This is a genomic window from Streptomyces sp. NPDC057743, assembly GCF_042798755.1.
In the GTDB taxonomy this organism is placed as follows: Bacteria; Actinomycetota; Actinomycetes; order Streptomycetales; family Streptomycetaceae; genus Streptomyces.
In genome coordinates, this window is record NZ_JBHVJX010000031.1 from 61,268 (window position 1) to 74,298 (window position 13,031).

The window sequence follows — 13,031 nt, forward strand, 5'->3', positions numbered from 1 at the left end:
TTGCGGCACGGTGGCGACTCAGAACCGCCCGATCGTGCCACGCCGACCGGGCCCTAGGCCATATCCGCCTCGCGCGCCCCGTGGCCAACGGCCGCCCCACCGGCCAGAGTGGGCGCGACCACCGACGCCGCCCCAGGAGAGCACCATGCAGCAGGACGTCCACCACGCCCCCGACGGCGCCCGCATCGCCACCTACACCTGGCTCCCGGAGACCGGCGCCCCGCGCGCCCTGGTGCAGCTCGCCCACGGCGCCGCCGAACACGCCCGCCGCTACGACCGCTTCGCCCGCTTCCTGACCGGCCACGGCTACGCCGTCGTCGCCTCCGACCACCGCGGCCACGGCGCCACCGCCCCCTCGACCGGCGGCCGCGGGGTGACCGGCGAGGACGCCTGGCGGGCCATCGTCGGCGACCTCAAGGGCGTCGGTGACCACGCGGCCGCCGCCCACCCCGGACTCCCGCTCGTCCTCCTCGGCCACAGCATGGGCGCGATGCTGGCCCGCGACTACGCCCAGGAATACGGCGCCGACCTCGCCGGACTGATCCTCACCGGCGTCTTCCGCACCCTGCCGGGCCTCGACATCGACGCCGCCACCGCCGAACTGGAGGCGGAGATCGCCGCCCACGGCCGCGCCCGCCCCTCGCCGTTCCTCCCGCGCACCTTCGGCTCCTTCAACGACGCCTTCGCGCACCGCACCGGCTACGAATGGCTCTCCCGCGACACCGCCGAGGTCGACCGCTACGTCGCCGACGAGGACTGCGGCTTCCCGTTCTCCGCCGGCCTGGTCCTGGACTGGGTGCGCGCCATCCGCAAGCTCAACGACCCCGCCCACCTGGCCCGGATCCCCCGCGGCCTGCCCGTCCACGTCGCGGTCGGTGACCTGGACCCCTGCCACCAACGGATGACCCTGGTCCACGAACTCCTGGAGGACTTCCGCTACCTGGGCGTCCGCGACCTGACCTGGCGGGCCTACCCGGACGCCCGCCACGAGATCCTCAACGAGACCCACCGCGACGAGGTCCAGGCGGACCTGCTGGCCTGGCTCGACGCCCGCCTCTGACCCGCCCCCGGGCCGGCCTACCTGTCGAGGAAGCCGCCGATCCGGTCCCGCAGCCCCCGCGGATCGAGCCCGTGCGCCGCCAGGTGCTCGTCGAGCTGCCCGTAGCGCCGCAACTCCCCCCGGCCGACGCCGAGTCCGAGCACCCGGTGCGGCCGGTCCGCCAGCGCGTCGTTGGCGTGCCCCGTGGAGGTCCCGGCCAGATACGGCTCGACCAGCACCACGTCCGCGCAGCCCGCGGCGTCCGCGGCGGCCCGCAGCGCCCGGCCGTCGAAGGGCCGCACGGTCGTCGCGTACAGCACGGTCACGTCCCACCCCTCGGTGGCGGCCAGCACGTGGTCCAACATCGGTCCGACCGCGACCACCACGCCACCACCGCCCCGGCGCACCGTCCCGAACCCGGCCCCGTCCACCGCCCGCGGCGCCTCGTTGGCCTGTACGGACAGCCGCACGTACACCTTGTCGTCACCGGCCGCCGCGGCCTTCCGCAACAGCGCCTCGGCCTCGTCCGGGTGCCCGGGCACGTGCACCGTCCAGCCGTCGAGGGTGTCCAACAGCGCCACATCGCCCGGCGCCATGTGCGTGAAACCGCCGCTGGGCCAGTCATAGGAGCCGCCGGCGCTCACCAGCACCCCACCCGTGCCCTGGTGGCCGAAGTCCAACTTCACCTGCTCGAAGGGGCGTTCCACCAGGAAGCTGGCGAAGGTGTGCATGATCGGCCGCATACCGGTCAGCGCCAGTCCGCCGCCCACCCCGACCAGCAACTGCTCGCGGATGCCGACGTTCAGCACTCGCTCGGGGTGCCGCCGGGCCGCGTCCGCGAAGCCGTCGGCGCCGATGTCGGCCAGCACCACGGCCAGCCGCGGGTCCTCGTCCAGCAGCCGCGAGCCGACCGCGGCAAAACGCTCCCGCATGGTGTCCATCACTCAAAGTCCTCTCGAATCAGGGTCGTTGGTCGTACGTCGCACGCCGGGCAGAAGGCCGGAAGGGGGCCGGGCGCTCAGGCCGCCCGCCGAGATGGCGCGGTGACGGTGGCGTTCTTCGGCTCGACGCGGGCGACCACCGCGTGCGGCCGGCCCGGGTGCGGGGCGCGGTACGCCTCGTGCAGCGCCGCGTGGTCGCGACCGTCCACGGTCGTCGCGGACCAGCCCGCGGCCTCGAAGCGGGAGGCGATCCCGCCCCGCCAGCCGTGCGTGGCCGAGGAGTTGTCGACGACCAGGGCGTGCAGCCGGTCCAGGCCGGTCGCGCCCGCGTAGGCGAGCGCCTCGTGGTTGCTGCCCTCGTCGAGTTCGGCGTCCCCGATCAGCACCCACACCGCCGGCCCGGTGCGGCCCTGCGCGCGCAGCCCGAGCGCGGTGCCGACGGCCAGCGGCAGCCCGTGCCCCAGCGATCCGCTGCCGATCTCGACGCCGGGCACCAGCATCCGGTCGGGGTGGTGGCCGAGCGGCGAGTCGTAGGAGCCGAAGCCCGGCAGCCAGTCGACGGGGAAGAAGCCCTTGGCGGCCAGCACCGCGTAGTAGGCCATCGGGCCGTGGCCCTTGGAGAGCAGGAAGCGGTCCCGGTCGGGGGCGTCGGCGGTGGCGGGGGAGACCCGCAGCACCCGGTCGTAGAGGACCCAGAGGGCGTCGAGGGTGGAGGTGGCCGCGGGCCCGTGCTTCTCGTCGCCGGTCATCAGCCCCATCAGGCGGGGCAGTTCGTCGAATCCGCGGGCGCCGTGCAGCGGGGCGTCCAGGGTCGGTTGTGTCGCCGTGTGCGTCATGCCACCGACCTTGCAACCTCAAGCCGACTTGAGGTCAAGGCCGGCCGCGGAGCGACCGTCGATGCCGGCCGCCCCGTCCCCCATCGGTCGGGAAATGGCGACAACCACCCTCTGAAGTGCGGTATCGTTGTCTCGCACGCCCGCTCCGGAGCCCCGGGGCAGCGAGCATCGGGACGTGGCGCAGCTTGGTAGCGCACTTGACTGGGGGTCAAGGGGTCGCAGGTTCAAATCCTGTCGTCCCGACTTACGGAAACGTGAGTTGGAGGCCGTGTCGGAAATATCCGACACGGCCTCTTTGCGTTCCCTGGCGCCCGCCCCTCGCCCGCCCTCGCCCCCAACGCCGTTGCCGCGCCCACCAGAAGGCGCGCGCCGCCGCCCCCGTTCGCCATCCCGGACGCCCCTCGCGGCTCCACGCAGTGTCGTTGCCTGATCACTCAACTCCCGGTTAAGTCCGGCGATCCTCACTGTCCGTATGTGGACTGGTGCGCCGCGTTCCCGGCGTGACAGGATGGAGAGGTGACGTCGCGGCCTTAACTGCTCGTTGGGTCGGCGGGACGGACGGGGGGATGACCGTGGGAGGAGACAACCGCGCCAGGGGAGAGGGGAGCGTGCTCGCGGAACGGCTCAACCACCTTTTCGCGCACATGCACCCGCCGGGCGCCCCGTACACCAACGCCCACGTGGCCGAGGAGATCAGCCGCGGGACGGCGGAGTACGGCGGCGTCAGGGTCACCGAGCAGTACCTGTCGATGCTGCGCAACGGACGACGGGCGAACCCGAGCCCCGAACTCCTGCGCGCGCTGGCGAAGTTCTTCGCGGTGCCCGTCGGGTACCTGCTGGGGGACCTCTCGCAGCCGCAGGCCGCGCGGGTGGAGGAGGAGGTCCGGTTCCTCGCCGCCATGCGGGACCAACGGGTGCGCGCCATCGCGCTGCGCTCGGTCGGACTGCCCCCGGAAGTACAGGACAGCCTGACGACGATCATCTCCCAGTTCCGCCGGCAGATGAACCTGCCGGACGGCCCGCCGGAGCAGGGAGGTGAGCGGCGTGCCACACGGCCCGACACCGACCGCTGAGCGCGACGGGGTCTTCACCACCTGGCGGCGGGCCGGACACGAGGACGGGACGAGCATGCGAGTGGGGCAGATGCGTAGGCGGTGCAAGCAGCTCATCAAGGAGCTGCGGCTGCCCGCCTCCACCGACCTGCGGGGGATCTGCGACCTCGTCGCCGCGCGCGTCCAACGCCCCGTCCACCTGGTGCCGATGGGCCTGGGCGGGGTGGTCTCCGGCATGACCGCCACCACCGACGACGGCTACTGGGTCTTCTACGAACTCAAGACCTCCCCCTGGCACCAGGCCCACATCGTGCTGCACGAACTCAGCCACCTCCTGCTCGGCCACGCCCAGGACCCGGCCGTCACCGAGGACGCGCTGCGGCTGTGGACCCCGTCCGTCGACGTCGCCACCGCGATGCGACGGATGGGCCTGACCATGGGCTTCGCCCGCCACCACGGCTACGACAACCCCGCCGAGAGGGAGACCGAGGTGCTCGGCACGCTGCTGATGGAGCATGTGGTGCCCTCCGAGGCCGAGCGGGAACTCCCGCTGGAGGGGCCGGCCGCCGAGGTCGCGGCCGCGCTCGGCCCCGCCCTCCAACACATCCGCCGCCAACGGGAGGCCGCCGCGCGGGAAGGGGAGAGTGGTGTTTGACGTCGTCTACCTCTGCTTCGGGGCCGCCGCCTGGGCCCTGGTGGCATACAAGGCGGTCGCCTGGTTCCGCGACCGCAGCAACACCGATCTGGGGCTGGCCTGTGTGATGACCGGCGGCGTCGCCACGGTCTTCCTCTTCTCCGCACCCAGCCTCTACCGAGGCTTCGACCACCTGGTCGGCGTCGCCAACCTCGCCATGGTCTTCCTGTACTCCTCCGTCATGGTCTTCGCCGCCGGAGCGCTGGTGCTGCTGCTCCGCTGGACGGCCGGTGAGGGCGAGCGCGCCCGGGCCGCCGCCCGGACCAGGGCCCGCCGGACCGTCGGCGCGGTGGCGCTCCTGTGGGCGGTGGCCGTCACCGGCTTCGCCGTCGGCCGCCCCGACGCCGTGGAACACCCCCGCGACTTCAGCACCGCCTACACCGACGCTCCCGGCGTGATGGTCTTCCTCGTCCTGTATCTGGCCATCTTCGGCGCCAGCCTCGCGGGCCTGGGCACCCTCTGCCCCCGCTACGCCGCCCGGCTCGGCCCCTCCTGGCTGGCCCGCGGGCTGCGGGTGCTGGCCGCCGGCTGCTGGCTCGGCCTGGTCTACTGCGCCTGCAAGGTCATCGGCTTCGGCCTGTCATGGACCGGACACCCGGCACGCTGGCTCTCCAACGGCGTCGCCCCCCTCAGCGCCTCGGTCGCCGCGCTCCTCGTCCTGACCGGCTTCAGCCTGCCCGCCGCCGGCCCCCGCGTCGCCGCCTGGCGCCGACTGCGCCGCCTCACGCCCCTCTGGCGCACCGTCACCGCCCAGACCCCCGAGGTCACCATGGACGGCAGCCGCTGGTCCGGCCGTTGGCCCCTCGCCGACCTGGAATGGCGCGCCAACCGTCAAATGGCCGAGATCCGCGACGTCCAACGCGGCATCCGCCGCCACGTGGAGTCCGACGCCATCGACATCGTCCTCGAACGCGCCCGCGCCGTCTCCCTCGACGACCGGCAACTGGCCGCCGTCGCCGAGGCCGCCGCCCTGCGCCGCGGCCTGGAAAACCGTGCGGTCGGCCACGTCCCCGCCCACGGCGCCGACAGCGTGGTGGTCGCCGCCGCCCACCGCCCCGAACTCGCCGCCGAGTACGAACACTTGGCCCTCGTCGCCGACGTCTACCGTTCCCCGCTCATCGAAACCGTGCTCGTCGAACTGCGCCAGCGCAGCGCCACCCCGCGCCGCTGACCACACCCCACAGACGGGGTGGCCCGGTACGGGGGTCCGGGCCTCCCGACCCACCCACGGCGGCACCGACCCCACCCGGCCGGTGCCGCCCGGCACTTGACGCCCGTTGACCCAGGGTCTGACCCATCGGACAGGCCCTAGGCTCGTACGCCATGCAGAACACCGCCGAGACCGGCCCCGACGCCCCCATCGACACCACCCCCCTCCTGGACGACCCGTACGCGGCCTGCGCCGCGCTCCGCGAGGCCGGCCCGGTGCACCGCATCACCGGCCCCGACGGTCAGCCCGCCTGGCTCGTCACCCGCTACGACGACGTCCGCGGCGCCCTGGCCGACCCCCGGCTCTCGCTCGACAAGCGCCATGCCACGACCGGCAGTTACCGCGGCTTCTCCCTGCCGCCGGCCCTCGACGCCAACCTGATGAACATGGACCCGCCGGACCACACCCGGATCCGCCGCCTGGTCGCCAGGGCCTTCACCCCGCGCCGCATCGAGGCCCTCCGCGCCCCCGTCCGCCGCATCGCCGACGAACTGCTGGATGCCATGGCCGCGAACGGCCGCGCCGAACTCGTCACCGACTACGCCGGCCCCCTCCCCATCACCGTCATCTGCGACCTCCTCGGCATCCCCACCGCACACCGGCGTGACTTCCTGGCCTGGTCGGACGCGCTCTTCACCCCCGACCACCCGCACGCGATGAAGGAAGCGGTCGGCGCGATGCTGGAGTTCTACACCGGACTGATCGCGGCCAAGCGCGCCGCCCCCGGCGACGACCTGCTCTCCGACCTGATCGCGGTACGCGACGACACCCCCGGCGACGCCACCACCGACCGGCTCACCGAGGACGAACTGACCTCCCTAGCCTTCCTCATCCTCTTCGCCGGCTACGAGACCACCGTCCAACTCATCGGCAACGCCACCCTCACCCTCCTCGACCACCCCGAAAAGCTCGATGCGTTGCGCCGAAATCCAGCCGAACTCGGGGCCTTCGTAGAGGAGTTCCTCCGCTACGAAGGCCCCGTCGCCCTCGCCACCCGCCGCTTCCCCGTAGAGGACATCGAAATCGGCGGCGTCCGCATTCCCGCCGGCGAGAGCGTGCTGCTCTCCCTCGCCTCCGCCAACCGCGACCCGTCCCGCTTCCCCGCCCCCGACACCTTCGACCCGACCCGCGACCTCACCGGCCACCTCGCCCTCGGCCACGGCATCCACTACTGCCTCGGCGCCCCGCTCGCCCGCATGGAGACCGAGACCGCCATCGACGCCCTCATCAGCCGCTTCCCCGGCCTGCGCCTCGCCATCCCCCGGGACGAAGTACGCCACCGCCGGACGATCCGTACACGTGGCCTGATTTCGCTGCCCGTGGCCTGGTAATCCAAGAGCGCACATCTTTTTGATGCGTAACCGTTCAGACATGCGGTAGAAAAGGGCTGTGACCCGCCCGGTGTGCATCCCCCGTCGCACCGGGCGGGTCCTTCTTTGCACCCGCGCACGCCCCCGACACGCCGCACGCGCCACCACCCCGTGGCCCGTCTGGCGCAACCGTGCTGCGCCCACCGCCCGCCCTACTTAGCGTGACCCCATGGCATTTGACGCGCTCGTCTCCAAGAAGACCGGTGCGCTGGCACTGATCGCCGCCGCCGGAATGACCCTCACACCGATACCGGCCGACGCCCACCCCACCGCACCGACGGGCCGTCAGGCCACGGCCCCCGCCCGGCAGTCCCCCAGCGGCCTCAGCGCCCTGGCCTGGATGGTCGCCGACGCCGACACCGGCAAAGTGCTGGCCTCCAAGAACTCACATCGCAAACTCGCCCCCGCCAGCACCCTCAAGACCCTCTTCGCCGTCACCGTGCTGCCCAAGTTCTCCGCCAACCGCGTACGCCAGGTCAGCGCCGCCGACCTCTCCGGCGTCGGCGCCGGCAGCAGCGTCGTCGGCGTCCACCAGGGCAGCAGCTACACCGTCGCCGACCTCTGGCGCGGTGTCTTCCTGCGCTCCGGCAACGACGCGGTGCACGTCCTCGCCGCCATGAACGGCGGCTGGTCGGCCACCGCCCGCGAGATGCAGCAAACAGCGAACCGGCTCGGCGCCCGCGACACCACGGTCAAGTCCCCCGACGGCTACGACACCCCCGGCCAGGTGTCCTCCGCCTTCGACCTCACGGTCTTCGCCCGCGCCGGCCTCGCCAACGAGGAGTTCGCCCGCTACTGCTCCACCGTCCGCGCCAAGTTCCCCGCCACCGGCGGCGCCGCCACCCAGATCGAGAACACCAACCGCCTGCTGGCCGGCTCGCACGGCGTGGCCCGCTACCCCGGCATCATCGGCGTCAAGAACGGCTACACCAGCAAGGCCGGCAACACCCTCATCGCCGCCGCCCGCCGCAACGGTCACACCCTCATCGCCACCGTGCTCAACCCCCAATCCGGCGCGCTCAACGGCGTCTACAAGGAGGCCGGCACCCTGCTGGACTGGGGCTTCAACCGCGTGACACACGCCGAACCGGTCGGCCACACCGGCCCCACTGACGGGGGCTCATAACGCCCACGACGTTCTCAAGAGACGCCTACGACGTTCCCACCTCGGAACGGGCCCCGATCGCCCCTCCCGACCGGCACCCCCGGCCGCCACTTCTCGGCCGCCACCTCCCGGCCGCCACTTCCCGGCCGCCGCCTTCCGGCCGTTGACCTGTGACCGCCTACCGGGCGCGCAACCGGGGAGCCTCCTCGGCCGCCGAAACCGGACCGGCCGCCGCTTCCTCCGCGGACGCGGCGAGCCGGCCGGTCAGCTCCCGCGCCCACGCCGACAACCCGGCCACGTCGATCCCGTACGGGGCCGCCGCCGCATACGGCACCAGCGCCGCGACCCCGCGCCCCAACAGCGCCGCACCGCCCGCGGCATTGCCCCGCGCGGCATGCGTCAACCCCACCGCGAGCTGGGCCAGCCCCCGCCACAGCTCGCGCTCGGACTCCGGAGCCGCCTTCCAGGCGTCCTCCAGCACCTCATGCGCATGGAACGGCATCCCGGCATCGAGCAGCCGCTGCGCCTCCGCCAGCGCCTCGTCCGGTGCGCGGGGCACCCCCTCCGGCTGCCGGTCGACCCCCGGCGCACCGTACGGCAACGGCCGCCCGAGCCCGTCCCGCGGACGGGCATTCCGGGCCCGGCCCTGCTCATCGCGATCACGGGAGCGGGAACCGGAACGGGGACGGGCCGCGGGGGTGTCGCCCTGCTCGGGCTGGGTGGGGTGACGGGAGTTCTCGGAGGTGTTCACCCTTCGATTGTGCGCGGGTGAAGGGCCGGGGGCGTGGTGGGGTGCTGGGGCGGTGGGGTGGCGGGGATAAATGGGCCGGGGCTCCGACGGCCGTGGGGGTTCCACTGCCGCGTGGTCGCTTGCCTGCGGGGCTGCCTCGCCGCCTGGCTGTCTGGCCATCTGGCCATCTGGCCGTCTGGCCGTCTGACCGCCGGAGTCGGTGCTGTCGCTAGCCCAACTGCACTTCGTAGAAGCACAGATGGTCCTTGATCTCGGCGACCTGGGCATGCGGCTCGGGGTAGGCCCAGGCGATGTCCTCAGGGCCTTGTTCGAGCGACCAGTAGGAGGCGGTGCCCTTGAACGGGCAGACCGTGTGCGTCGACGACGGCGTCAGCAGATCGGTGCGGACGTCCTCCGGCGGCAGGTAGTAGCGCACCGGATAGCCGGTCTCGAAGAGCAGCAGCGGCCGCCGGCTCTCGGCCAGCACCTGCCCGTTCACCACGACCCGGACGGGCTCGGTACCCGGCTTGACCTCGATGCGGTGACCTTCTGTGGACATAACCCTGATCTCCGTTCGTACCGCGGATGGTTACCACCTCAGGGTCGCATCCGGGACGGGTTCAGGGAGATCCCTGAAGCCGTCGAGCCCCGAGATCGGCACAGTATGAAGCAGAGCTCGCGAAGGACAGAGCTCGCGAGCGGGAGCGAGGCGCCTCGGGGGGTGCGGCGGTTTCGAAAGACGGCTTCTGCCGAGTGCGGTGACGACATGGGGAGAGAACTACCGGAAGGGATCTGGACGTGAATTGGGACGTGGATTGCGGTGTGAGGGTGGATGCGAGTGGGGGCGCGAGTACGGCCAGGGGCGCGGGTGCGAGTAGGGAGGTGAGTCCGCACCGGGGCTTGTGGAGGAGCCCCGGTGCGATCTCGGTGGCGGATTGCGGCTGCCGTGGCGTCGTGGGCGCGGAGCAGCGCTCACCGGTGTCGGTGTGGCGAGCGCCGCCGGAGCTGCATACTCCGGGGCCGGTCGGTGGCCGCCGCCGGTGGTGGTGCGGGGCGCGGGCTCCTGGTGATCAGGCGCCGACCGGGCGGATACCGTGGCCGGCCCAGTCCGGGGCCGGAGTGGTGAGGGCGGTGAGTCGGTCGAGAGTGGCGTCGGGGAACGGGGCGGCGTGGCCCTGGCCCTGATCGACATGGAGGGCGAAGAGTTCCTCGGTGGCCACGGGGTCGCCGGTGGGAGCACCGGAGGGAGCGCAGCGGTACATCTCGTGGAGCAGGCGGAGCTTCTTCGCGGCCACACCCAACACCGTGGTGCGGACGGCCAGTTGGCTGTCGCGGGGGACCTCGTCGAGATAGCGGACGTGGGCCTCGACGGTGTAGAGCGAGCAGGCCGTGCGTGCGCGGTAGTCGGAGTCGAGCCCGATGGCGTCCATCAGGGCGTCGGTGGCGAAGCCGAAGACCAGGACGTAGTACGCCTCGCTGAGGTGGCCGTTGTAGTCGATCCACTCGTCCTGAACGGCCTGCCGAAAAAGAGGAAGAGGGGGGCGCGGGGTGGGGTGGGGGGAGGGGGCCCCAGGGGAGAGGGCCCCACCGGGGGCGGTTGGTGCGGTGCTCATCAGGCCGGGCTCCCAGGCGTGTTGGGTGCCGTCTGGTTGTTGGGGTTGGCGGGGTTGGCATGGATGGCGGGGGCAGTGTGGCCGTTGGACTTGGCGTGGGTGGCGGGCTCAGCGTGGACGGCGGGGTCAGTGTGGGCGGCAGGGTCGATGTAGCCGTTGGGCTTGGCAGGGGCGGCAGCGTCAGTGTGGCCGTTGGGCTCAGCGTGGGTGGTGGGGGCCGTGTGGGCAGCGGGGTCGATGTGGCTGTTGGGTGCGGCGTGAGCGTCGAGGACAGTGGAGCCGTTGGGGCTGTTGGAGCCCTTGGCGTCGTTGGGGTTGTTGTGAGTGGTGTGTTCGTTGGTGGGGTGGGGGGATGGGTGGGGGAGGCGGCCGGTGGCGCGGAGGACGTTGATGACGCCCTGGTCGCGTTCGGCCACCAGGTCGGCGTAGGTGCGGTTGCCGGCGGCGGTGGCGCAGCCGTTGACCATGGCGTCACGGAGCTCCCGGTCCAGTTCGGGGGCCTCCAGGCGGGTCCATGGGGACTTCAGGGAGGGGCCGAAGTGGTCGAGCATATGGGCCATGCCGCCCTCGCCGCCGGCCAGTGCGAAGGTCAGGCAGGGACCCATGAACGCCCAACGCAGGCCCGGGCCTTCGGTGATCGAGGCGTCGATGTCCTCGACCGTGGCCTCGCCGTTGGCGACCATGTGCAGCGCCTCGCGCCACAGTGCCTCCTGTAGGCGGTTGGCGATGAAGCCGGGGAGTTCGCGGTCCATGGTGATGACGGACTTGCCGGCGAGGTCGTAGAAGCGGGAGGCCCAGGTCACGGCCTCGGGGGCGGTGTGGGTGCCGCCGACGACCTCGACGAGCGGGATCAGGTACGGCGGGTTGAAGGGGTGGCCGACGACGAGGCGGGACGGGTCGGCCGCCTCGGTCTGCATGTCGGTCATCGGGTAGCCGGAGGTGGAGGAGGCGATGACCACGCCGGGGGGCGTGGCGGCATCCAGTTCGGCGAGGAGCGAACGCTTCAACTCCAGCTTCTCCGGGGCGCTTTCCTGGACGAAGTCGGCGTCGGCGACGGCCTCGGCGAGGGTCGGGACGACCGTCAGCCGGTCCTGGGACGCGCCCTCGGCGAGGCCCAGCTGTTCCAGGGCGGGCCAGGCGGCGGACACCAGGCGGCGCAGCTTCTCCTCGGCGTCGTCGGCGGGGTCCCAGGCGGTGACGTCGTAGCCGCGGGCGAGGAAGTGGGCGACCCAGCCGCCGCCTATGACGCCGGCGCCGATGCACGCCACCCGACGTGCGGCTTCGGGGGTGGTGGAGGGGGTGTAGGGCATGGGCTGCCTCCTGTGCGGAATGCGGAATGCGGAATGTGAGGGGAGGGGAGGGGACAGACCCTAGGCGCCCCCTTGTGCGCGTGGGTGGGGCTTAGGGGCGGGGCTTCAGGCCCAGGCGGGTGCGGGCCTGGTCCGGGGTGGCGACGGTGGCGCCGAGGAGTTCGGTGATCTGGACGGCGCGTTCGACGAGTTGGGCGTTGGTGGCCTTGACGCCGCGGCTGAGGTAGAGGTTGTCCTCCAGGCCGACGCGGACGTTGCCGCCGAGCAGGATCGACTGGGCGACCCACGGCATCTGCATCCGGCCGAGCGCGAAGCTGGCCCACTCGGCGCCCTCGGGCAGCATGTTCACCATCGACTGGAGGACGCCGGGGTCGGCCGGGGCGCCCCACGGTATGCCCATGCACAGTTGGAAGACGGTGGGGTCGTCCAGCAGCCCCTCGGCGAGCAACTGCTTGGCGAACCAGAGCTGGCCGGTGTCGAAGATCTCCAACTCCGGTCGGACGCCGAGTTCCTGGATCCGCTTGGCTCCGGCGCGCAGCATGTCGGGGGTGGAGACGTAGAGCGTGGAGCCGTCGCCGAAGTTGAGGGAGCCGCAGTCCAGGGTGCAGATGTCGGGGAGCAGGTCCTCGACGTGCGGGAGGCGTTCCAGGCCGCTGACCAGGTCGGTGCCGGGGAGCTGGGTGAGCGGACGCTCGGGGTCGATGACCAGGTCGCCGCCCATGCCGGCGGTGAGGTTGATGACGACGTCGGTGCCGGTCTGCTTGATGCGGTCGACGACCTCGGCGTAGAGGCGGGGGTCGCGGGACGGGTCGCCGGTCTCGGGGTCGCGGACGTGGATGTGCACCACCGAGGCGCCCGCGGCGGCCGCCTCGACCGCGGACTTGGCGATCTGCTCGGGCGTCACGGGGACGTGCGGGGAGCGGCGGACGGTGTCGCCGGCGCCGGTCAGGGCGCAGGTGATGATGACCTCGTTGGTGGGGGCGGTGGTCATGGGATCCCTTCGGTAGGAGGGGTGGGTGGGGGGAGAGGTGGCGGTTGGTGTTTCGTGGGGTGTGGCTGAGGGGTGTGGTGGAGCGGTGGCTCGGGCGCGCTCGATGGACGCGGCCTGATGCCCGGGCTGCGGCTCTCACC

12 protein-coding genes, 1 tRNA gene and 1 pseudogene are annotated in these 13,031 nt (G+C 72.3%); 7 read left to right on the top strand and 7 right to left on the bottom strand.

What is annotated here, in order from left to right:
* Window positions 1–145: 145 nt before the first annotated feature.
* The gene (locus tag ACFVFQ_RS29450; RefSeq protein ID WP_383421782.1) at window positions 146–1,060 is read left to right on the top strand and encodes an alpha/beta fold hydrolase; all 915 of its coding nucleotides are present in this window, start codon (window positions 146–148) and stop codon (window positions 1,058–1,060) included.
* Window positions 1,061–1,077: 17 nt separating this feature from the next.
* Here the strand turns inward: ACFVFQ_RS29450 and ACFVFQ_RS29455 are convergent, their stop codons facing one another.
* Together ACFVFQ_RS29455 and ACFVFQ_RS29460 are read right to left on the bottom strand one after the other, a co-directional pair.
* On the bottom strand, window positions 1,078–1,980 hold the full coding sequence (locus ACFVFQ_RS29455) for a transketolase family protein (protein ID WP_383421785.1): 903 nt from the start codon (window positions 1,978–1,980) through the stop codon (window positions 1,078–1,080).
* A 77-nt stretch (window positions 1,981–2,057) separates the two neighbouring features.
* Window positions 2,058–2,816: a transketolase gene (locus tag ACFVFQ_RS29460; RefSeq protein WP_383421788.1), complete on the bottom strand. Its 759-nt coding sequence runs from the start codon at window positions 2,814–2,816 to the stop codon at window positions 2,058–2,060.
* Between the two features lie 169 nt (window positions 2,817–2,985).
* Between ACFVFQ_RS29460 and ACFVFQ_RS29465 the strand changes: the two genes are divergently transcribed.
* The 6 genes from ACFVFQ_RS29465 (at window position 2,986) to ACFVFQ_RS29490 (ending at window position 8,268) form a co-directional block, all read left to right on the top strand.
* Window positions 2,986–3,059: transfer RNA gene (locus tag ACFVFQ_RS29465), tRNA-Pro, on the top strand.
* A gap of 323 nt (window positions 3,060–3,382) precedes the next feature.
* Window positions 3,383–3,889 (top strand): helix-turn-helix domain-containing protein, encoded by a 507-nt coding sequence (locus ACFVFQ_RS29470; protein ID WP_383421791.1) that lies wholly within the window; start codon window positions 3,383–3,385, stop codon window positions 3,887–3,889.
* A 61-nt stretch (window positions 3,890–3,950) separates the two neighbouring features.
* Window positions 3,951–4,523 carry a hypothetical protein gene (locus ACFVFQ_RS29475; protein WP_383421837.1) on the top strand — a complete coding sequence of 191 codons (573 nt, stop codon included), beginning with the start codon at window positions 3,951–3,953 and terminating at the stop codon, window positions 4,521–4,523.
* Entirely contained in the window at window positions 4,516–5,733 is a 1,218-nt protein-coding gene (locus tag ACFVFQ_RS29480; RefSeq protein ID WP_383421794.1) for an MAB_1171c family putative transporter, read from the top strand. Before ACFVFQ_RS29475 ends, ACFVFQ_RS29480 begins: the two co-directional genes overlap by 8 nt.
* Before the next feature lie 152 nt (window positions 5,734–5,885).
* Window positions 5,886–7,103 carry a cytochrome P450 gene (locus tag ACFVFQ_RS29485; protein WP_383421797.1) on the top strand — a complete coding sequence of 406 codons (1,218 nt, stop codon included), beginning with the start codon at window positions 5,886–5,888 and terminating at the stop codon, window positions 7,101–7,103.
* Window positions 7,104–7,311: 208 nt separating this feature from the next.
* Window positions 7,312–8,268 carry a D-alanyl-D-alanine carboxypeptidase family protein gene (locus tag ACFVFQ_RS29490; RefSeq protein WP_383421800.1) on the top strand — a complete coding sequence of 319 codons (957 nt, stop codon included), beginning with the start codon at window positions 7,312–7,314 and terminating at the stop codon, window positions 8,266–8,268.
* A 157-nt stretch (window positions 8,269–8,425) separates the two neighbouring features.
* Here ACFVFQ_RS29490 and ACFVFQ_RS29495 read toward each other — a convergent pair whose 3' ends face one another.
* The 5 genes and pseudogenes from ACFVFQ_RS29495 to ACFVFQ_RS29515 all read right to left on the bottom strand — a co-directional run bounded on the left by ACFVFQ_RS29495 (window position 8,426) and on the right by ACFVFQ_RS29515 (window position 12,891).
* The gene (locus tag ACFVFQ_RS29495) at window positions 8,426–8,998 is read right to left on the bottom strand and encodes a DUF309 domain-containing protein (protein WP_383421803.1); all 573 of its coding nucleotides are present in this window, start codon (window positions 8,996–8,998) and stop codon (window positions 8,426–8,428) included.
* Window positions 8,999–9,206: 208 nt separating this feature from the next.
* Complete coding sequence (locus ACFVFQ_RS29500) at window positions 9,207–9,536, bottom strand: DUF427 domain-containing protein (RefSeq protein ID WP_274912244.1); 330 nt, start codon at window positions 9,534–9,536, stop codon at window positions 9,207–9,209.
* Between the two features lie 511 nt (window positions 9,537–10,047).
* A complete protein-coding gene (locus tag ACFVFQ_RS29505) occupies window positions 10,048–10,590 on the bottom strand; it encodes a thioesterase family protein (RefSeq protein ID WP_383421806.1) in 543 nt (180 codons plus the stop codon).
* Window positions 10,591–10,949: 359 nt separating this feature from the next.
* Window positions 10,950–11,900 (bottom strand): annotated as a pseudogene (locus tag ACFVFQ_RS29510) (3-hydroxyacyl-CoA dehydrogenase NAD-binding domain-containing protein); the annotation flags it as partial.
* A 91-nt stretch (window positions 11,901–11,991) separates the two neighbouring features.
* Complete coding sequence (locus ACFVFQ_RS29515; RefSeq protein ID WP_383421809.1) at window positions 11,992–12,891, bottom strand: 3-keto-5-aminohexanoate cleavage protein; 900 nt, start codon at window positions 12,889–12,891, stop codon at window positions 11,992–11,994.
* Between the last annotated feature and the right edge of the window lie 140 nt (window positions 12,892–13,031).

Excerpts from the sequence above, each read along its gene's own strand:
- ACFVFQ_RS29515 (WP_383421809.1), bottom strand. The coding sequence starts at position 12,891 with ATGACCACCGCCCCCACCAACGAGGTCATCATCACCTGCGCCCTGACC.
- ACFVFQ_RS29455 (WP_383421785.1), bottom strand. The coding sequence starts at position 1,980 with ATGGACACCATGCGGGAGCGTTTTGCCGCGGTCGGCTCGCGGCTGCTG.
- ACFVFQ_RS29505 (WP_383421806.1), bottom strand. The coding sequence starts at position 10,590 with ATGAGCACCGCACCAACCGCCCCCGGTGGGGCCCTCTCCCCTGGGGCC.
- ACFVFQ_RS29460 (WP_383421788.1), bottom strand. The coding sequence starts at position 2,816 with ATGACGCACACGGCGACACAACCGACCCTGGACGCCCCGCTGCACGGC.
- ACFVFQ_RS29450 (WP_383421782.1), top strand. The coding sequence starts at position 146 with ATGCAGCAGGACGTCCACCACGCCCCCGACGGCGCCCGCATCGCCACC.
- ACFVFQ_RS29500 (WP_274912244.1), bottom strand. The coding sequence starts at position 9,536 with ATGTCCACAGAAGGTCACCGCATCGAGGTCAAGCCGGGTACCGAGCCC.
- ACFVFQ_RS29470 (WP_383421791.1), top strand. The coding sequence starts at position 3,383 with ATGACCGTGGGAGGAGACAACCGCGCCAGGGGAGAGGGGAGCGTGCTC.
- ACFVFQ_RS29490 (WP_383421800.1), top strand. The coding sequence starts at position 7,312 with ATGGCATTTGACGCGCTCGTCTCCAAGAAGACCGGTGCGCTGGCACTG.
- ACFVFQ_RS29485 (WP_383421797.1), top strand. The coding sequence starts at position 5,886 with ATGCAGAACACCGCCGAGACCGGCCCCGACGCCCCCATCGACACCACC.